The 20,687-nt window shown below is 43.2% G+C and carries 16 protein-coding genes and 4 tRNA genes; 7 read left to right on the top strand and 13 right to left on the bottom strand.

All coding sequences use genetic code 11. The features are described from left to right. Nucleotides 1-277 precede the first annotated feature (277 nt). Genes trxB through ACTQ9T_RS09030 form a run of 3 tightly spaced genes read left to right on the top strand, consistent with a single transcriptional unit; the run spans nt 278 to nt 2,584 of the window. Complete coding sequence (gene trxB, locus ACTQ9T_RS09040; protein WP_010197136.1) at nt 278-1,300, top strand: thioredoxin-disulfide reductase; 1,023 nt, start codon at nt 278-280, stop codon at nt 1,298-1,300. Continuing rightward, nucleotides 1,301-2,119, top strand: coding sequence for a leucyl/phenylalanyl-tRNA--protein transferase (gene aat, locus ACTQ9T_RS09035; RefSeq protein WP_440464831.1), 819 nt, complete (start codon nt 1,301-1,303; stop codon nt 2,117-2,119). Nucleotides 2,120-2,152: 33 nt separating this feature from the next. Continuing rightward, nucleotides 2,153-2,584 (top strand): MerR family transcriptional regulator, encoded by a 432-nt coding sequence (locus ACTQ9T_RS09030; RefSeq protein ID WP_415196446.1) that lies wholly within the window; start codon nt 2,153-2,155, stop codon nt 2,582-2,584. A gap of 63 nt (nt 2,585-2,647) precedes the next feature. Here ACTQ9T_RS09030 and rimI read toward each other — a convergent pair whose 3' ends face one another. The 11 genes from rimI to ACTQ9T_RS08975 form a co-directional block, all read right to left on the bottom strand. After that, nucleotides 2,648-3,127, bottom strand: a complete 480-nt coding sequence (rimI, locus tag ACTQ9T_RS09025; RefSeq protein WP_440464830.1) for a ribosomal protein S18-alanine N-acetyltransferase — start codon at nt 3,125-3,127, stop codon at nt 2,648-2,650. Between the two features lie 304 nt (nt 3,128-3,431). Further along, complete coding sequence (gene tuf / locus ACTQ9T_RS09020) at nt 3,432-4,622, bottom strand: elongation factor Tu (protein WP_010201720.1); 1,191 nt, start codon at nt 4,620-4,622, stop codon at nt 3,432-3,434. Nucleotides 4,623-5,058: 436 nt separating this feature from the next. Further along, nucleotides 5,059-5,133 (bottom strand) — tRNA-Thr (locus tag ACTQ9T_RS09015). 119 nt (nt 5,134-5,252) lie between these two features. Then, nucleotides 5,253-5,326, bottom strand: a tRNA-Gly gene (locus tag ACTQ9T_RS09010). A gap of 81 nt (nt 5,327-5,407) precedes the next feature. Then, nucleotides 5,408-5,491 (bottom strand) — tRNA-Tyr (locus tag ACTQ9T_RS09005). Between the two features lie 67 nt (nt 5,492-5,558). Beyond that, nucleotides 5,559-5,634: transfer RNA gene (locus tag ACTQ9T_RS09000), tRNA-Thr, on the bottom strand. 193 nt (nt 5,635-5,827) lie between these two features. Continuing rightward, nucleotides 5,828-7,324: an anthranilate synthase component I family protein gene (locus ACTQ9T_RS08995; RefSeq protein ID WP_440464829.1), complete on the bottom strand. Its 1,497-nt coding sequence runs from the start codon at nt 7,322-7,324 to the stop codon at nt 5,828-5,830. Nucleotides 7,325-7,519: 195 nt separating this feature from the next. Next, nucleotides 7,520-8,833 carry an FHA domain-containing protein gene (locus ACTQ9T_RS08990; protein ID WP_440464828.1) on the bottom strand — a complete coding sequence of 438 codons (1,314 nt, stop codon included), beginning with the start codon at nt 8,831-8,833 and terminating at the stop codon, nt 7,520-7,522. A 79-nt stretch (nt 8,834-8,912) separates the two neighbouring features. Beyond that, on the bottom strand, nt 8,913-9,767 hold the full coding sequence (locus ACTQ9T_RS08985) for an RsiV family protein (RefSeq protein WP_440464827.1): 855 nt from the start codon (nt 9,765-9,767) through the stop codon (nt 8,913-8,915). A 313-nt stretch (nt 9,768-10,080) separates the two neighbouring features. Then, the gene (locus tag ACTQ9T_RS08980; RefSeq protein ID WP_010201724.1) at nt 10,081-11,676 is read right to left on the bottom strand and encodes a peptide chain release factor 3; all 1,596 of its coding nucleotides are present in this window, start codon (nt 11,674-11,676) and stop codon (nt 10,081-10,083) included. Nucleotides 11,677-11,866: 190 nt separating this feature from the next. Beyond that, nucleotides 11,867-12,772 (bottom strand): hypothetical protein, encoded by a 906-nt coding sequence (locus ACTQ9T_RS08975; protein ID WP_240216465.1) that lies wholly within the window; start codon nt 12,770-12,772, stop codon nt 11,867-11,869. Between the two features lie 309 nt (nt 12,773-13,081). Between ACTQ9T_RS08975 and ACTQ9T_RS08970 the strand changes: the two genes are divergently transcribed. The 3 genes from ACTQ9T_RS08970 (at nt 13,082) to ACTQ9T_RS08960 (ending at nt 17,764) form a co-directional block, all read left to right on the top strand. After that, the gene (locus ACTQ9T_RS08970) at nt 13,082-13,495 is read left to right on the top strand and encodes an Ohr family peroxiredoxin (RefSeq protein ID WP_194621251.1); all 414 of its coding nucleotides are present in this window, start codon (nt 13,082-13,084) and stop codon (nt 13,493-13,495) included. 317 nt (nt 13,496-13,812) lie between these two features. Beyond that, the gene (gene polA / locus ACTQ9T_RS08965; protein ID WP_440464826.1) at nt 13,813-16,779 is read left to right on the top strand and encodes a DNA polymerase I; all 2,967 of its coding nucleotides are present in this window, start codon (nt 13,813-13,815) and stop codon (nt 16,777-16,779) included. A gap of 448 nt (nt 16,780-17,227) precedes the next feature. Further along, nucleotides 17,228-17,764, top strand: a complete 537-nt coding sequence (locus tag ACTQ9T_RS08960; protein WP_440464825.1) for a hypothetical protein — start codon at nt 17,228-17,230, stop codon at nt 17,762-17,764. 51 nt (nt 17,765-17,815) lie between these two features. Here ACTQ9T_RS08960 and ACTQ9T_RS08955 read toward each other — a convergent pair whose 3' ends face one another. Then, a complete protein-coding gene (locus tag ACTQ9T_RS08955; protein ID WP_440464824.1) occupies nt 17,816-19,120 on the bottom strand; it encodes a right-handed parallel beta-helix repeat-containing protein in 1,305 nt (434 codons plus the stop codon). A 193-nt stretch (nt 19,121-19,313) separates the two neighbouring features. On the opposite strand from ACTQ9T_RS08955, the gene ACTQ9T_RS08950 reads away from it, so the two are divergent. Beyond that, a complete protein-coding gene (locus ACTQ9T_RS08950; RefSeq protein ID WP_440464823.1) occupies nt 19,314-19,646 on the top strand; it encodes a hypothetical protein in 333 nt (110 codons plus the stop codon). Between the two features lie 101 nt (nt 19,647-19,747). On the opposite strand, the gene ACTQ9T_RS08945 is transcribed toward ACTQ9T_RS08950, so the two are convergent. Further along, nucleotides 19,748-20,587, bottom strand: coding sequence for a BPSS1780 family membrane protein (locus ACTQ9T_RS08945; protein ID WP_440464822.1), 840 nt, complete (start codon nt 20,585-20,587; stop codon nt 19,748-19,750). Nucleotides 20,588-20,687 lie beyond the last annotated feature (100 nt).

Genomic DNA, 20,687 nt, shown 5'->3' with positions numbered 1-20,687 from the left:
GGTTAGCGAAACACTAGTGGCAAAATATTGCTCACTGTATTGCCTAAATTCTATAAAATAGCCTCTGTTTTTTGCACTTATATTCCAAAGCTATTTATTCTTTGATTCTAATGATACCTGTGTTTGTTTTAGCAAACTTGCACTTTGTGCGCTGTGCCCTTATGTTATTATCTCATAGCAATTAGAAAAACTATATTAGTCGCACCTTTTGACGTTTGTCTTTTTATTACATTTATCACTCACATTTTTAATTCGTATATTTTGCAAGGAACCACTCATGGCAACTGATACTACTGCTCCACGTCACGAAAAGCTCATTATTTTAGGCTCAGGACCTGCGGGTTACTCTGCCGCGGTCTATGCTGCGCGCGCTAACCTCAAGCCCGTTATGGTCACTGGTATGGAAGTGGGTGGACAATTAACGACCACCACCGAAGTCGACAACTGGCCAGGCGATGCGCATGATTTGACAGGCCCTGCACTGATGGAACGCATGAAAGCTCATGCTGAACGTTTTGGTACAGAATTGGTTTATGATCATATCAATGATGTCAATCTGAGTGAACGCCCTTTTCAATTGACAGGTAACAATGGCACTTATACTTGTGATGCCTTGATTATCTCAACGGGTGCGTCTGCACAGTATTTGGGGCTAGAGTCAGAAACCAAATTTAAAGGCTTAGGCGTGTCAGCTTGTGCCACTTGCGATGGGTTCTTTTATAAAGACCAAAAAGTCGCGGTGATTGGCGGTGGTAACACAGCAGTCGAAGAAGCACTATATTTATCTAACATTGCCTCTGAAGTCACGTTAGTGCATCGCCGTGATGGTTTACGCTCTGAAAAAATCTTACAAGATAAATTGTTCGAAAAAGCTAAGAATGGCAACGTCAAAATCGAATGGAACCATCAAGTAAAAGAAGTCGTCGGTGATGACATGGGCGTCAATGGTGTCGTTATTGAATCTATGATTGATGGCAGTACCAAGCAACTAGATGTATTTGGTATGTTTGTCGCCATTGGTCACAAGCCTAATACCGATCTATTCAAAGGTCAGCTCGACATGAAAGACGGCTATCTTATCGTTAACAGTGGCCTAAATGGTAATGCCACACAAACCAGTATCGAGGGTGTGTTTGCAGCAGGCGACGTGGCTGATCACGTCTATCGTCAAGCCATCACTTCTGCTGGCACTGGCTGTATGGCCGCACTTGATGCTGAAAAATACTTGGATGCGATTGGCGAAGCCACTGCGTTAGACCATACTTATGCGTCAACGCTGACTGCTGATCAAGAAGACTAAATGAACAGCTTCTCACAATATAACGCCAATACCAACGAGCAGCTTATCACGCCTGAGACCTTAAAAAGTCTTGGGCGTTATGACTTTCCTGAGCCTATTTCTATTGATCCTGATGGAGTCGGTATCGTCGCCATGGGCGGTGACTTAGCGCCCGAGACGCTCATCTCTGCTTATGCGCAAGGCTTGTTTCCTTGGTTTAATGAAGATGAGCCTATCGCTTGGTGGTGCCCTGAACCGCGCTGCGTGATTGTGCCGACCGACTATCAACCCAGCAAATCTCTGCGCAAGCAAGCAAGCCGCGCGCGTTGGCAAGTGACACTCAATCAAGCTTTTGATGACGTCATTCACGCCTGTAGTTTACCGCGCAGTGATGGTCTCAATACTGACCTACCTGAGGGCGAGCACACGTGGATTCATGATGAGATGATCGAGGCTTATACCAAACTACATGCTTATGGATTTGCACATAGTATCGAAGTTTGGGATGACGCAGGCACACTCATTGGTGGATTGTACGGATTAAAAATAGGCAATATCTATTTTGGCGAGTCGATGTTTCACCGTGCATCCAACGCCTCTAAGTTAGCATTTTGGGGTTTGATGCGCTTATGTGAGCAGAGCAACGTTGCGCTCGTAGACTGCCAATTACCCAATGAGCATCTCATGAGCTTAGGCGCGACCACCCTACCACGTGCTGAATTTCTTTCCCAATTGGATACGCTAATAGCCACTCATTCAGTCAAATGGCAAAAGAACTCTCACAAGTCCCTAAGTGTATCGCTCCTTGATAGCAAGGAATCTTGGCAGCTCAAATCATGATAGTTGTGACAGCGACAAAACAACGAGGTTATTATGGCACCTGATACATCATTTTTATTAATTGGAAAGCTGGCGAGCGAAGCCAATACCACCAAAGACACCGTGCGTCATTATGATGAGCTAGGGCTACTTAAGTCGCGTAAGCGGCAAGCAGGCTCACGGCTCTATACTGAGTTTCATCCTGAATGCATTGAGCGCATTGAATTGATTAAGAGCGCACAAGCTATTGGCTTTACACTCACTGAAATCAAAGACAGTCTTAATGACTATTATGATGGGCAGCTCGATATTGATTTACAGCTAAGTCTCACTCAGCAAAAACTGGCTCAAGTCAAAAAACAGCAGGCCAATATCAATGTCATGGTAGAGCTCTTAAGCGAGCGCATCGAAATATTAGAACGCATGCAAGCAGATAGTGACTATGAGCTCGATATTGAAGTCTGCAAAAAGACAATCCCCGAGTAATCTAGAGCCTGTCTTCATTCCTAACGTTTATCAATTCAATAGCATCTGTGCTATTTATGGCTATTAAAGATGCACACGCTGCATAATCAACGCATCAATGGCTGGGCGATGAGGCATTTGGTAGTAGCCTTTACGCCGATGAATCACTGCCAACCCTTGCTGCTCGTACAAAGCAATCGCTGAAAAATTATCTGCGCGTACTTCTAATAGTAAATTTTCCACCTTATTATTCATCAATTCAGTATTCAATTTAGCAAAAACTTGCGAGGCAATACCTTGGCGTTGGTAATCAGGATGCGTGCCGATGCGCAGTATCTCTGCTTGCTCAAAGATAACTTGATAGAGACAGTAGCCAACGACTTTATCAATTTGATAAACGACCAATAAATCAATACTATCTTGCTCAAGCAATTCTATTATTGTCTGATAACCCCAAGCATCTTGCGGCTGTACCATAGTTTCAATATTTGCTACTGCTTGAATCACGTGTCCAAACTCTATTGTATCAATTAGCAGCTCTTCTATATTTTCTATAGTGAACATGGCCTATCCTTTATTCTTATTAGGGTCTATTTTATCGTAAATACTGATTTTTATTTGCTCATATAATCAAAATACCCCAAAAACGCTACGATACTGCTGATATCAATTTTTTGTAGCCTCTGTCTGCACAGGCACAGCAAGCAAGAAAAATTGATATCAGCAGTGCGTGATGTATCGATATTACTTTTTACTGACTATATCCCTCAATCAACTTCTATCACCCAAAAAAAAGCCACCCTCAATGAAGAGAGCGGCTTTTCACGAACTGCTTAACGACTATCAGATTACTCTGACAGGTTAATGCTTAGTTCAATACGTTAGCAACAACACCAGCGCCTACAGTACGGCCGCCTTCACGAATAGCGAAGCGAAGACCTTTGTCCATAGCGATTGGGTGGATAAGCTCTACGCCCATCTCAACGTTATCACCAGGCATTACCATTTCAGTACCGTCTTGTAATTGGATTGCGCCAGTTACGTCAGTAGTACGGAAGTAGAACTGTGGACGATAGCCGTTTAGGAATGGTGTGTGACGACCACCCTCTTCTTTGCTAAGCACATATACTTCAGCGTCAAACTTGGTATGCGGGGTGATTGAACCTGGCTTAGCAAGTACTTGGCCACGTTGTACGTCTTCACGCTTAGTACCACGTAGTAGTACGCCACAGTTTTCGCCTGCACGACCTTCGTCAAGCAGTTTACGGAACATCTCTACACCAGTACAGGTGGTTTTTTGAGTGTCACGGATACCGACGATTTCGATTTCGTCACCAACTTTAACGATACCAGATTCAACACGGCCAGTTACAACAGTACCACGGCCTGAGATTGAGAATACGTCTTCGATTGGCATTAGGAATGCTTTGTCGATGTCACGCTCTGGCTCTGGGATGTAGGTGTCAAGAACGTTTAGTAGTTCTACGACAGCTGGTTGGCCATATTTTTCTTGTGAGCCTTTTAGGGCTTCAGTGGCTGAACCATGGATGATTGGGGTGTCATCACCTGGGAAGTCATAGTCGCTTAATAATTCACGAACTTCCATTTCTACTAGTTCAAGCAATTCTTCGTCATCAACAACGTCGCATTTGTTCATGAATACGACGATGTACGGTACGCCAACCTGACGTGAAAGCAGGATGTGCTCACGTGTTTGTGGCATAGGGCCGTCAGTTGCAGATACGACTAGGATTGCGCCGTCCATCTGGGCTGCACCGGTGATCATGTTTTTAACATAATCGGCGTGACCTGGGCAATCAACGTGAGCGTAGTGACGTGCTGGGGTGTCATATTCTACGTGTGAGGTGTTGATGGTGATGCCACGTGCTTTTTCTTCTGGAGCTGAGTCAATAGACGCGTAGTCTTTGGCTTCGCCACCTGAGGTGATTGCTGCTACGGTTGCGATAGCGGCTGTTAGGGTTGTTTTACCATGGTCAACGTGTCCGATGGTACCGACGTTGACGTGTGGCTTGCTGCGTTCAAACTTGGCCTTTGCCATGGGTATTTCCTCTTTTTTTGGTGAATCTTTATCAGTCAAAGATCGATGAATAGCTGTTTGACGGCTTATGATGCGTATAAAACCATCAAACCGTTGACGCTATGGCTTATCTACTAAAAATTACTTTATCGTGTTGCTGTTAAATGCTTTAGTACAATGTAAACACCATACTTTTATATGCAGGCATTATACCTACTTTTCAATCACTAGCTTTTCAAGCATTACACTGTATTATACAACATTGTCATTACAGTATTTTTTTGTGAATGCAATTGATTTAGAAATTGACAGCACTAAAAGGCAACACCTCAGTGTCACCCTTAAATTTTTATTTACCGTACCAATTTTTTATTGTTTTCAATATTCTATAATTTCGATATCGACATAAAGCGGTGTGTTAAAGTAGCAAAGCAAACATAAAAGGCTAAATAATAAATGGAGCTCATATCGAGAATTGAACTCGAGACCTCTCCCTTACCAAGGGAGTGCTCTACCGCTGAGCTATATGAGCATGCTTTTAACAACTACAGTAGCCAACCAGTGGGTTGCACTAAAAAAAATATCACGATACAGCAATAATATACTGACTGTCGTGATGAATGTTTAATAGTTTTTGCGATTGTGCCTATATGGAGCGGGTGGCGGGAATCGAACCCGCGTCATTAGCTTGGAAGGCTAAGGTGTTACCATTATACCACACCCGCATTTACTCTTCTGTAAGCTCACTCTAGTAAAGAGTGGTTATATATCGAGTATGCTTGGCGCTATGACAAACTTAGAAAATATGGTGGTGGGAGAAGGATTCGAACCTTCGAAGCTTTCGCGACAGATTTACAGTCTGTTGGGTTTGACCGCTCCCCAATCCCACCTTAGGTTGCTTTGAATAAAAATGGCTTTAATTCAAGACATATTCATAAAAAGCTACTTTGAGAGAGATGGTGCCGACTGCCGGGATCGAACTGGCGACCTACTGATTACAAGTCAGTTGCTCTACCAACTGAGCTAAGTCGGCTTGTTCTCTCAAAGTGGTGGCTATTCTATCAAATATTTGGACAGACGCAAGCTCTTTTTCATGTTTTTTCCAATTATTTTAATAATAATATTCAAGGCATTGATTGTATTGCTATTTTTTTCAGATAAAAATTCAAGCTTGATGGCTCTTTATGCTTGCGACTCTTATTTTTGCGATACAACTGACAATATCGCTAACGAATATACAATCCATTACAAGCCATTTTTACCGCTTTTACCAATATAAGTGCTTTTTTATTGGTTTCATCCCACTTCGCCTCTGGTACAGAGTCGGCATTGATCCCTGCCCCTGCTTGGATATGTATTTGGCCACGGCGCATCACCGCTGTTCGGATAGCGATAGCCGTATCCATATTCCCATTCCAGCCCAGATATCCTACTGAGCCACCGAACACTGTTCGACGCACCGGTTCTATTTTGTCAATGATTTGCATGGCACGAATTTTAGGTGCACCTGATAATGTACCAGCAGGAAAGGTAGCGCAAAACACATCTAGCGTATCTTTATCAGGCAGCACCTTGCCCTCAATATTGGACACAATATGCATGACTTGTGAATAACGCTCGATAGACATCTTTTCAGTGATTTTCACACTGCCATCTGTACAGACACGGCCAATATCCTCGCAGCTTAAATCAATGAACCTTAAATGCTCGGCAGTCTCTTTTTCATCGTTGAGTAGCTCTTGCTCGAGTGCTAGATCTTCTGCTTTATCTCGGCCACGCTTACGGGTACCAGCCAGTGGACGCACCGTCACTTTGCCGTTTTCGATACGTGACAGGCTTTCAGGAGAAGCGCCAATGATATCAAAACGCTTGTGATCATCAAGCGTATAGCCATGTACCAAAAATAAATAAGGTGATGGATTAAGGTATCGTAGCGCACGATAAACAGCCAGTGAGTCACCTGTATAATCTGCCGTCAAACGCTGTGATGCGACCACTTGCGTCACAGCGCCTTCTTCGATGTGAGCTTTTATCTTTTTGACGTCGCCAACATACTTTTCTACACTTGTCTGCGAGGTAAAAGCTGGAGTCGGCATAACTGGCGCAGATAAATTTGACGGCTCTGCCAACTTCTCTTCGATTTTTTCTAGCTCACGTATGGCCATGCTATAACCATCCTCAGCCTGACAATCAGCATAAACAATAATTGATAAAGTATTTTCTAAATTGTCAAAGACAATGACGCTCATCGAGAGCATCAGCCACATATCTGGCATTAACATCGGATTAGGCGTATCAGACAGGCCTACACTAGGCTCAATGACCCGCACCATGTCATAGCCAAAGTAACCCACCAAACCGCCACTGAAGCTCGGTAATGTGGGAATATCCTTAACTGTTGGCATCTGGTACTGAGCCATTAACTGACGAATATATTCAAATGGATTTTCTACTGACTCGGTGTCCGTATGATCGTTTTTTTTGGTCGTCATACTACCGTCGGCATACTGTACAATCAGATCACTGCCCAAGCCTATCATAGAGTATCGTGCCCAGCGCTCACCACCTACCACGGACTCAAACAGATAAGCAGAACCATTCAGATCACGTACTTTAGAGAATACCGACACGGGCGTTTGCGCATCCATCAAACGCTTTTTTACCAAAGGGGCATGACTAAAGCCTTGATTTTTGAAAGCTTGATATTCTACAAAGGTCATCATAGTAGCTGTCTCTTAACACAGTATTGGCAAAAGGCCATAAATTTAAAAGCAATCTTAAAAAGAGAGTAAAAGTATAATTAAAATATAGCGTCAACACTCTCATGAACGTTGACGCTATAGAACGCTAGTTATAAGTACAAAGACGTTAGCCTTAATGCATCTCAGCATGACATGATGGACATGACAAAGCTTGGCTTATACACCGCCCATATTGAACAGCCATAGCGCTAAGCCAATGATAAGAATGACGGCAAACACCCATATAAACCAACCACCGCTGGGCTTCTTCTCTACGTATCCAGCATTGGCAGGGTTATCAACGGCTTGATCCATGGCATTGTTGCCTTCGGTACCGAGATCGTGATCCTGTCCTAGATTGGCCGTACCTGAAAACTGAGCAGTTGCTGCTTGCTTAGCACGTAAGACATCCGGATCAGCCTCTTCCTGTAGTTCGGTTTTGGTGGTTTTGTCATGCTCTGTACTGTCTAATGCTGGTTGCTCGACAACAGGCTGTTTGGCTAAAGGCTTCTCAGCAACAGGCGTCTCAGTTATTGTTTCTTTAGCCATGACCTCTTTAGACATGGCATTCTCTTGCTCAGTAATGGGCGTCGGCTCATCTACTGCGGCTGCGGCAACTGGAGTCGCTTGCACAGGTGTAGTATCCACAGTGTCTTTGGCGGTCAAGACTTCTTCGATCATCGTTTCTTTAACGACTGGAGTAGCTGCCTCATTAGTCTTATCAACCTTGCTTTCGGTAATATCAGCTGGTTGAACAGGTGTGCTATCTGAGCTATTCACTGATGACAACACATCTGCAATGATGGTTTCTTTCACGATAGGCTCAACCTCTACAGGCGGCTCAGGATTCACTTCTGGTGTATCAGTAGCCATCTCTGGTTTGTCAGCAGCAACAGTCGGTGCTACCTGCTCTTCTACGATAGGAGAAGGACTAATCTCAGAGTCAATGGTTTTGGAAGCAACAGTTTCAGAATCAACACTGCTCGAATCGGCAACGCTAGACTCAGCATCATGGGCATTAGTAGAATCTGATGCGAGCACTGGCGCAGCAGTAACATCAACGACAGGTTCGTGGTCGACTATCGGTTCTTCAGCGATGACTGGCTGCTCTACAGCTTCATCCACTACAGCTTCATTTACGACACTCAACGGCGTTACTGTGAAGGCAAAACTGGCAAAGCCAAGCGTATCATTGGCCTCAAGGTGCTTAGACTTATTGCTATCAATACGTTGCTCATTAATAAACGTCCCGTTAGATGAGTCCAGATCTTTGACGTACAGCTTACCGTTTAGTACGCTCAGCACCGCGTGATTGCGTGATACTTCCTTGCTGCCAAGTACGACGTCATTATCACTACCACGCCCCACAGACAAGCTGTCGCTCACAGTTAGTGCCAGATCACCCAGCGCTACTGTTAAGGCGTTGAGACGCCAAGTATCTGTAACTGTTGACTCTGTTGTCGCTACTGTGTTTTCTATATCGCTCGTCATAACATCGCTCCTTAATTTATTATTAAATGTTCAATGGTTCTCTAAAATTTATGACTCATATTATTTCGGGATAAAACGGTTATTTGGGCATAAAACGCGGCTTGATCACACCACCAAGCTTACTGTAAGGGATACTTAAGACTGGCATCCCATAAGCATAAGGTCCAATAGAATAATGTTGATAGCGAATATCGACGCCTTTATCCGTCAATGTGACGTTATCACTCAGGGTAAATGGCCAGTTCTTCTCATAGCTGCTTAGGTCATTGTCGACCGTTTTTACCCATGTTTTATAGGCGGCGTAAGCTTGCGCCTCAAAACGTGATTTTTTGCCTGTCTGCAACATATCTGCCAGTTGGATTTGTTTTTTGCTGCTGGCATCGAATATTAAATACTCACTATAGGACATGCCATGCGCGCCACCTGTAAACACATACGAGTTGATCTCAAACAATTCAAAATCACTCACATGCCCCAAATAATCAGGCGTGACCATCAAATTATACGACCCTGAACTGTCGTTTGGCATATCTATAAATTGTGAGCTCGCAAAGTCATCGATAGCTGCCTTGACAATGGCTGGCGTCGCTCTAGTGTTAATGGATGCTGACTCAGTCGGTTTACTATTGACGACGAAATGATTGATACGGGCATTGGTAATATCGTTTATCCAATCATGATTGGTTTTGAGATACTTAATCTCGATCTCTGGACAATTTTGTCGTTCGGCACATTTCTCTTGCACATCGTTGGGCAACTCATAATCCAAATAATCGGTACTGCTAATGAGATTACCCGCATTAGCTGACAACCCTATTGCCCCAAATAGTAGGCCAGTCACTAACGTACCAACTCGGCGTAGACTGGTCTTTCTCAGTACTAACGATTGGTTGGCTTTTGGTGTGGCGCTACTAGATTGAGGCATGACTGTCATAATTTTTTCCATAAAAAAACAATGGTTAATAATATAATGGTTAATAATATTCTACCGTAACTACTGTGATGTATTGTTGAAACACTGTTTGTGTTTTTGAGGTATTAATCTTTTGAAGTGCCAGTTTCAAAAGACTGGTTTCAAAGTGCCAGTGTCAAGGTGCTAGTTCCAAAGTATTGATGTATCGATGTTTATGAGAAGTAGCGATTTAATAATGGACTAAACGACAGGCAATAAAAAAGACACGGCTAGCGTGTCTTTTAAAAAATAGAAAATAGGTTTTGACCATTTACTCATACTTAAATAACAGATATTAATGCTCGCGAGTATTGCTAAAAGTCACTTCTGGATAACGATCTTGCATCAGCTGCAAGTTGACTCGCGATGGCGCAAGATAGGTCAGATAACCACCGCCATCGATTGATAACTGATCGTGGGCTTTTTTCTTAAACTTAGCCAAGGCCACATCATCATCGCAATGGATCCAACGTACCGTTGCAATCGATACTGGCTCAAAAATACATTGAACCTTGTATTCTTCTTTGAGACGATGCGCGACCACTTCAAACTGTAGCACACCCACCGCGCCCAAGATTAAATCATTGTTAATCTGCGGCATAAAGACCTGTGTAGCGCCCTCTTCACTTAACTGCTGTAGACCTTTTTGTAGAGCCTTGGACTTCAGAGGATCTTTTAGAACGACACGGCGAAACAATTCAGGCGCAAAATGAGGGATACCGGTAAAGTTTAGCTCTTCGCCTTCGGTAAAGCTATCACCAATAGAAATCGTCCCATGATTATGCAGACCAATAATATCACCCGGATAAGCCTCTTCTAGCGCTTCACGGTCACCGGCGAGAAAGGTCAGTGCATCCGCAATACGCACGTCTTTACCCAAGCGTACATGCTTCAGCTTCATGCCCTTTTCGTACTTACCTGAGCACACGCGTAAGAACGCAATGCGGTCACGATGACGCGGATCCATATTTGCCTGAATCTTAAAGACAAAACCTGTAAAGTCTGTCTCAGAGGCTGAGACTTCACGCTCAGTAGTCGGATGGGCTTTTGGGGGCGGTGCATATTTCACAAGGGTATCGAGTACCATATTGACACCAAAGTTACCCAGTGCCGTACCGAACAATACTGGCGTCATCTCACCCGCTAAAAATGCCTCTTCGCTAAAGTCTTCTAGCGCCATTTGTACCAGCTCAAGCGACTCTTCGAAAGCATCAAACATCAGCTTCCCAAGACGCTCGCGTATATCCGGATAATCATAACCGTCACGGGTCTCAGAGACCGTCATCTTGCCGCCATTACCTTTTTCGTAAAGGTAAGTCTTATTTTCGGTCAAATGATAGACACCAACGAAATCCTGCCCCATACCAATCGGCCACGTCAACGGAATACATTTAATTTTAAGCACCGTTTCAATTTCACTCAGCAGCTCAAGCGGCTCGCGAATTTGACGATCTAGCTTGTTCACAAATGAGATAATCGGTGTGTCACGCATGCGGCAAACTTCCATCAATTTGATGGTTCGTTCCTCGACACCTTTCGCACCATCAACCATCATTAGCGCGCTATCGACAGCGGTCAACGTACGATAGGTATCTTCACTAAAATCGGCGTGACCCGGAGTGTCTAGTAGATTGACCATATGGTCTTGATAAGGGAACTGCATGACTGAAGTGGTGATAGAAATACCACGCTCCTGCTCCATACTCATCCAATCGGAAGTGGCATGACGGTCAGTTTTTCGGCCTTTTACTTCGCCAACCACCTGAATCGCTTGACCCCATAGCAGCAGCTTTTCGGTCATGGTGGTCTTACCCGCATCGGGATGCGAGATAATGGCAAAGGTGCGGCGTTTGGCCACTTCTTTGTTCAATTTCTTTGGATCTACGCTCATAATTTTTGGCTTCAACCTTAACTTCAAAAAGGCTGTCTCTTAGACAGTAACTTTCTTTTGGGTATTAATTTCAATAAATAAAATAAATAATGGGCGTATTGTAGCGGATTTAGCGTGAGGGTGCAGAATTAGCGCATAAAAAAACACTCTCTAGATCGTTAAATAGAGAGTGTCAGTCATTTTTTGGAATTTAATAATAGCGCGTGATTTGCGCTGCCAAGAAGTCCCCTGCCACCTCATTGACTAGCGTACAGTCAACGACACCGCGCACACTGTTGGTATTCGGGTCAATGCGGCCTTGCGCCACATAATCGGCTTCATAAATATCATTATCATATTCAACACCATTGTATCGATAAGCAGGCTGGTTGTTAAACTCAAAAAACGTCACTTGCGCCGCTTTTTGGTCGTTGTCAAAACCCACTCCAAAGCGCGAGGTGCTAAAGTCTCTATCGTCATTAAAACGTTCTTCGGCCGCGTCAATCCATCTGTTTAGCGTACTATAGCCCGTTTTATTACTGTCACTAAAGGCTAAAAACGAGCGCTCGCTAGTGACAACTGGAATATAACAAACCGAGCCAGCTGGGAACGTCACATTGGCTGGAATATCAGGATAGTTGTTCAAATCAGTAATGATGCCGCGGCTGTTGTCTATATTGGTGCCAGAACTATAACTACCAGCGTTCAAACCTGCTAAATCAAGGGTTTTATAGGTGGTCTCATAGTTCAATTTATTGTTGCTGTTTGTCTCATAAATAGGACGTTTAACCGTGCGACCATTGACTTCAATATCGTTATTTTCCAGCCTGCCTTCAAAATCATCTGCCAGCACGGTTCTGTCTAAGTTATTAAGACTTTGGTTGTTGTAACTGTTGACCAGATTTTTTATTTTTATTTCACGTCCACCAGTACGGTAGGTCTGTTCGATTCGCGCAATGGCGCTCGCGTTGGCTTGGTTGTCATAGCTATTAGAAAAGCTCGTCAGCGTAATTTTATTGCCGCCTGAACCGTAGACACCGTCATCGTCTTCGCCACATCCCACGAGTGCCATCGCGAGCAAAGATAAGGTCATAGGCAAAAATACTGTTGCTTTCATAATAAGGTGTCCTTACGGTTAGGATGTTTTGCACATCTCTGCTGATAATGTGCGTATGAAATTGGTATGAAAACCATGTTACTAGTTTACATCAATGTCGCCATGACTTATATATCTAAAGCCATTAATTGTGTAGCAGGGCTTATTGGTGAATGTTAAAAATATTCTCATTATCCATGCAAATGCTCACTTACAAAGTCGTAGCATATAGTTACGACTGACCTATGGAGCTAGGCGCATAGTTTGTTATGCTTAATGGCTGATTGAATTTAACAATTATATAAATAAACCAATTACAAAGGATTTGTTATGAAAACTCTATACTCTACTCAAGCAACCGTCACTGGCGGTCGTTCTGGTAAAGCTAGTTTGCAAGATAGTGATTTGACCATTAATATGGTCGCACCGGGTTCAGGTAAAGACGGTAATAATCCAGAGCAATTATTTGCCATGGGTTATGCGGCTTGCTTCGATGGCGCACTTGCGGCAGTCAAAGGCGAAGAAAAAGCAAAATTTGACTCGACCACTCAAGTATCGGTAGATTTACGTAAAGGTGAAGGTCTAGACTTTCAATTGGCGGTGAAAATTCATGTGGCTGCTGAAAACACTGGGCTATCTGCTGATGAATTTCAAAAGCTGGTCGAAAAAGCCAATAAAGTTTGCCCATACTCGAAAGCCACACACGGTAATATCGATAGTGAAGTGACGTCAGAAGTAAAATAATTCCTGATCAATGACAGTATCAGTAATAGATATAAAAGAGCTCAGTTAACGCTGGGTTCTTTTTTTTCTTAAATTTTGGTCAAAAAACAATAACGCTATAGTGGATTCACTTTAAAACAGATACAGTGCGACTGGGATGAATTTTTCGTAGCCTCTGTGATAGCAGCAAGCAAGGAAAATTGATATCAGCCATACCGTCGCGTTTTTATAATGTTTTAACTATAGAACCTATCATAACTTTTAAGCAGTTCGGCACACATCATTTTTATCGTTATAATAAGCACATATTTCTATCTAATAGCTGATAAGTGACCTCTATGACCGACTCCATTACCGACAGTGACCACAACTCCCATCAAGCGATTGATCCTGCCGCTTTGCCAAACTTTGATACCATGCCCAATGTAGCGACCATGGACACCAGTCATGTGGACAGCAATCAGCCCCCTTTTATTTTGGTTGATGGCTCTTACTATCTGTTTCGCACTTATCATGCCTTACCAAAGACCATGCAAAACTCGCAAGGCCTGATAACTAATGCCATCCGTGGCACGCTCAATGCGTTACTCAAGCTGATGCGTCGTTATCATCCCACTCATATGGCCGTCTGTTTCGATACCAAGTCACCGACTTTTCGCCACCATATGTCTGCTGATTACAAGGCCGCTCGCCCGCCCATCGATATCGAACTGCTAGAGCAGATTCCTTATATCCATCGCTTGGTGACCGCATTAGGTATTCCGCTGTTACGTATCGAAGGTGCAGAAGCCGATGATATCATCGGGACACTGGCGCATCGTGCAGTTGAACAAGGCCATCATGTGGTTATCTCAACTGGCGATAAAGACATGATGCAGCTGGTTAATGACTGCGTCATATTGGAAGACAGCTTTACTGGCAAAGTCACGGACACTCAAGCGGTCGTAGACAAACTTGGTATTATGCCAAACCAAATGATTGATTTTTTGACATTGATGGGCGATGCCTCAGACGGTATCAAAGGCGTGCCTGGTATTGGTAAAAAAACAGCAAAAGACTTACTCGTTGAGTATGGCGATATCGGCAATATGTTAAAGCATATTGGTTTTATCAAAGGTCGCGGTGCCAAAGGTTTGATTGAACACGCTGATGACATTCCTTTTAATAGGAAGCTTGCCACCATCGTGACAGACTTAGCTATCGGTCAAGATTGGAACGATCTAAAAATCAATACCGATCCTTGTGCTCATATAGACGAATTACGCGAATTGTATAATGAGCTTGAGTTTAGAAACGAGCTAGCGTCTCTTGACCACCCAAATCATCCTGCAAATGGCTCGCAGAGTGTCGCTGACAGTCAAGCAAACACGGAATCACAAGCGCAAATCGCTAAGTCGCTACAATCAAACAAGATGGATAATATCAAAGACAGCCAAAATTCTGATCGAGCGTGGCATACTGTTTTAGATGAGCCAGCTTTTGAAAGTCTGGTCCAACTACTAGAGGCTGCGCCGCATTTTGTCATTGATACCGAGACCACTAGCGTTTATTGGCGTCAAGCTGAAATCGTCGGCTTATCTTTTGCCGTACAAGCGAATGAAGCCTATTATATTCCGCTGACACATGCGCTAGAGGGTGACGAGCTGACGGCTAAACAGCTCGACCGTGATACCGTTTTGACGCGCTTAAAGCCAGTTTTGGAAAATCCAAACATTGGTAAAATCGGACAACACCTAAAATACGATGCGCATATCCTCAGTCATTATGATATCGACTTGTTAGGTAGCATTCATGCCAATCCTAATAATTGGGCGATGGATACCATGCTTGCCAGCTACGTGATTAATGCTGCGATTACTCGCCATGGCATGGACGATTTAGCACGTCATTATTTACAAACGCAAACTATCAGCTATGAAGACGTCGCTGGCAAAGGCGCTAAGCAAGTCACCTTTGACCAAGTCGCCATCGATATAGCTAGCGACTATGCTTGTGAAGATGCTGACATCACCTATCAGTTATTTGAAGTGTTTAGCGTTGAGCTGGCGAACGATGCCAATAATACCAAGCTGCTACATGAGTTAGAGATTCCAACGGCAGAGATACTTTGTCAAATGGAAGCAAATGGCATTCTCATCAAGCGTCCATTCTTAAACGAATTATCTAAGCGCTTCGATGAAGAAATTATCGCGCTTGAAAAACAGGCTTATGAAATCGCTGGCGAAGAATTTAACTTAGGCTCACCCAAACAATTGGGCGAAATGTTATTTGAGAAACTCGGTGTTCCGGGTGGCAAAAAAACCAAATCCGGTCAATACTCTACTGGTGAAGCGGTATTATCAAAAATAGATCACCCATTGGTCGATATCACCTTAGAATATCGCGGACTATCTAAACTAAAGAGCACTTATACCGATGCGCTTGATAATGTCGCAGATAGCGAGACTGATCGTGTGCATACCAGCTATCATCAGGCATTGACCAGCACAGGTCGTTTATCTTCAACTGACCCCAATTTACAAAATATTCCTATTCGTACGGCAACTGGTCGCCTAATTCGCCAAGCCTTTATCGCACCAGAAGGTCGCGTGATTTTAGCAGCGGATTATTCACAAATTGAATTGCGTCTCATGGCACATTTCTCAGGTGATAAGAACTTAACTGACGCCTTTAACGAAGGGTTAGATATTCACGCTGCGACTGCCGCCGAAGTGCTTGGCAAAGACGTCGTAGATGTCACGCCAACTGAGCGCCGTAATGCCAAAGCCATTAACTTTGGTCTGCTATACGGTATGAGCGCCTTTGGTCTGGCTAAGCAATTGCAGATGAGCCGAAATGAGGCGCAAGACTATATCGATATGTACTTTGATCGCTATCCGGGTGTGAAAAACTATATGATCAATACGCGCGCCAGCGCTCATGAGCAAGGCTATGTCGAGACGATATTAGGTCGTAAACTCTATACCCCTGATATCACCCATAGCAACCGCATGGTCAAGCAAGGCGCTGAACGTGCGGCGATTAATGCGCCACTACAAGGCTCAGCGGCAGATCTAATTAAGCTTGCTATGATTGCCGTCGATAAGATATTGCCAAAAGAGCAAGCTAAGATGCTGCTACAAGTCCATGATGAACTGGTGTTCGAAGTCGATGCCGATAAGGTCGATGAGATTAGCCAGTTGATTACCGATGCAATGCAAGATGTCTTAAGGACGACAGCCGTGGAAAAAGGCTGGAACGTCAATTTTGCAGTGCCATTATTGGTCGAGACTGATAGTGGTCAAAACTGGGATGAGGCGCATTAATTACAGACTGTCACTCGCTTAGACCTGAGATAAGTGGTCTTTAGATGCTTAGAAAAAGTAAAAATTTCTAATAACCAAGACTACAATGAATGATTAGGGCGTGTCTTCATTTCAAAAATGGTGATAAAAATGAGATAAATTGCCGTCAAACAAGAAAAATAGTGCAGATAATATCGGGATATTAACCAGCTATTTGACGATGTTTGGCAAGATTTAGCCATTTTTAGCCCATTCAGATGACTATCGAGTGAATTGAAGACACGCCCTAACTATTATTCATATTAACAATAACTTATGACCAGTTGGTTATATTTTATAACGGTAATATCTCAGTATAGGCGTTATAATGGTGGCACATTAAATCATAATTATTCATTCATTATTTTTTGCTTTGAAGTGAGCCTTTGCGCTCACTTTTTTGTTTTTAAAAAATCGGGAGTCATTTATTTTGAGTTCAGATGGCATCATTGAAGCCCCTGGCATTATACTGTTGATAGCATGTTTATTGCGCAGCTCACAGTATGTTATACAGAGCCATGTCAGAAAAATTAAGGCTTTTTGGTTGGCAACAGTGCTGGTTTTTGTCGCTGTTATTCGTCGAGAGTTGAACTATCTACCAGATTTACTGGTTCCCAGTGATTTTTCATTTCTCAATCAGTCTTATGACTGGTGGGAGGACGCAGCTCTTTTGACCCTGTACCTGACGAGTGTCGGTTTGCTGATTTACTCGAGGCGTTATCTTTGGGCAGTACTAAAAAATGTTGATGTGTCGCTCTATCTTGGCGTCGCCACATTGGCGATATTACAATATATGGGAGAGAACGCTATCGTGTTCCCTCACACTTTTGGTGGGATAGTTGAAGAGCTGGCTGAAACCCTTATTTATTTGATTGCCTTGCTGTATTTATGGAAGTTTACATTAAGCGACTTTGAATCCTGCCTGTTGCACAAGTTAAATGATGGATTGAGCCACGCCAATCACTAAAACCGTCAGTGCGGTGTTTATGGTCTATCAATATTGCTTAAATATCTACGGCTACTCAATATGAGTAGCCGTTTTGCTTGCCTCACGAATCTTTATGGCTTGCTCAGTGGTCTTATCGATAAAAACATTGTTGCTGATAACCGTCCCTTTTATCACCCCTGCTGCGCTTTGTTCACGAATCTCAGAACCAACACTGATAGGTAAGCGGACGTTTGCTGCAAACTTATTGCCCTTAATCAGCGTGCCGTCATCCTCTACGATAATCCCCTGCTCGACTTGCTCAAAACGGTTATTAATGATCTGATTGTCTTTAGCACTGTCTAAATGATAGCTGGCAAATGGCGTTTGCTTAACCAAATAAGCACCGCATTCAAAACCTTTTAGATTGCGTGACTGTCTTGATGCCACCCATACACCAACTGGCTCATCTTCAAAAATATTGTTAGCGACAATATTGTCACGGCTCGATTCAGTACGTTTAAAATGGTTGCCCCGCGTCGGGTCATCGGCATGCTCAAAGCAATTGCGATATAACAATATACTGCCTGCGCCATTATGGATAAATTGGTTGTTTTCGATACGATTGTTGCTCGATGAATCGACGGCGATGGCTTCACGATTGGGTTTAAACGTACGAAAACCATTCCCGACGAACACAGAGTTTTTAATCACGTTATCGCGACTACCAAACTCTAGATAGAGCCCAACGGTGCCTGCGTTTTGGATATGCACTTTATCAAAAGTGATGTCATGCACATGATCGCCGACGAACATCCCACTATTGATACTATTGCGACTGCTGACATTAATGACGCGGATATTACTTGGCGCAAGAGCACGGTTGGCAGCAGGCTTGGTAAAGCCACGCGCGTAACGCTGATTGGGATTGCTATATTGGCGAATGTGCAGCGCATGACCGTAGCCCTCCACATGACAATTGGCAACGGCAATATTGTCGATAGCCACATCCGCTTTAGGCTTAATGGTAATCGCACTGGTCTTTGATGGGTCATCAGCCGTGGTACTAAGCCGTGCGCCTCGACAGTCGAGTGAGCTGTTTGAGTGGTTCAGCTCAAAGCGTATCGACTTGCCTGTCAAATCACAGCCGTTACTGAGTGCGCTATGACCTTTTACCGTCACTGTCTGCTTAGGTTTCAATGGTGCACAATTTATTATCGTCGTAGCTTTTGGTAGCTTGGCATCGATTATAAGCGGCGGCTGTACATGACTCGTTTCTCTCATACCCTCAGGATTAATAAAAGGCAAACGTTCGCAAGCTGTCATGCCTACCGTGACACCCATCAATGAGGCTGTTATTAACGAGAATGTGAGTAAACCCTTCTTGCTGGCTACCATTAAGCACCTCTTATTTATTGTCCGTCTTACATTTTTTGAACATCCTGTGACACCTTACTACTATCAGTAGCTATCATAACGCGTCACACTAACTTTGATAAATGAATCTTGATAAACAAAATCAACAATAACAGCTGATAATTATTTAATAACCGCCGATCTAATAATAACCACCAATAATAAGGAAACCACTATGGACAATTCAAAGAGTCCGCTACCAGAAAATATGGATCACATTGAAGGTGATACAAACATCAATGATAACAGTCAAGAAGTGAATCTAGACAATCCTATGCTGCACACGATTGATAATGATGACGTGATTGACAATAGTGCTGGGTTTGATAATTCAGAAGTCGGTACAGATGCCACGCAAGGACTAACGCCCATGCATCGCCAAAATATCGACGAATCACGTGTCGATGAAGTCTTGGTTCAAGACAATCTAGATGACAGTGATTATCCAGATGCAATGGATATCGCTGATAGAGAAGCAGCAGAACGTAGTAACGATGATGCTTTTTAGAACAACTATTTAGTCATAAAAAATCCCGCTCGATAGCATTGAGCGGGATTTTTTGTTTCTTAGAAGGTATTTAAATTTTAAGGTTTTATCAAATTCAAAAACTACACTGCTGACACTGGCTGATCGGTCCAAACATCTCGGTAGCTGGTGTAGTAAGTGAGCAACATAATTGGCAGTATCAACAATACACCCAGTCCCAAGGTCAGCATAGTCAGGATAGGTAATAACAACACCGATATTAAACCATACACTAAAATAGGCACAACATTAACTTTGCCTGCTTCAAAGCTTTTTTTCATGGCGGCAATGGGTTCGAGGTTATGTAGTACCACTAACGCTGGCGCAAACCACAGTGCCATATAAAGGGGGATTATCAGTAGCATAGACAACAGATAACCAAGGAAAATACTTCCTAAAGAGATATCATTCATCATTCCGTAACTACTACCCATACCGCCTGTCATCATAGAAAACATCATACTACCCATAGCGATAAACAGCGGAATCATACAAATAATAATACCCACTAAATATAATAAGCCAAGGATTAGCAAGGGCTGCCAATGACTTTTAAATGCTGAAAATAAATGGTCAAAACGCAGCTCTGCCCCTGCCGATTGAGCTGCTGCACCTTTAATAAAGCCCCCAAGAAACATAAACACGGTCGGTATGATCAGGATATTTAATAAAGGTATTGAAGAAGCAATGCCAACGATCACTAGAAATGTCACACTCATGCCAAACCATAATAATGGTTGATCTTTAAACAGTCCAAACGCTTTAACAATCCAGCTCATGCCAGCCGCTGCATCACATTTTCTTGGACTTGCCAATAACTGCGGTAATAGGCCGCCATACTCATCAGTTGGTGGTAAATTTGGTGGTTGTCCGTTAGGTTTTTGTAGAGACACATTGGATTGTGAATGGTTAGAGCTAGACATAGTCATCCTTAAAGACAAAGTTAAGCAAATATAAAATTAGCAAAGGTTTTAAATAGTTATTTGGCATATTCTCACACATTGATAACGAATACCCCAACTT

The sequence above is a fragment of the Psychrobacter sp. ASPA161_6 genome (genome assembly GCF_051970285.1).
Classification (GTDB): Bacteria; Pseudomonadota; Gammaproteobacteria; order Pseudomonadales; family Moraxellaceae; genus Psychrobacter; species Psychrobacter glaciei.
Note: the sequence above shows the minus strand (reverse complement) of the source record. Positions and strands in the feature narration are given on the sequence as shown.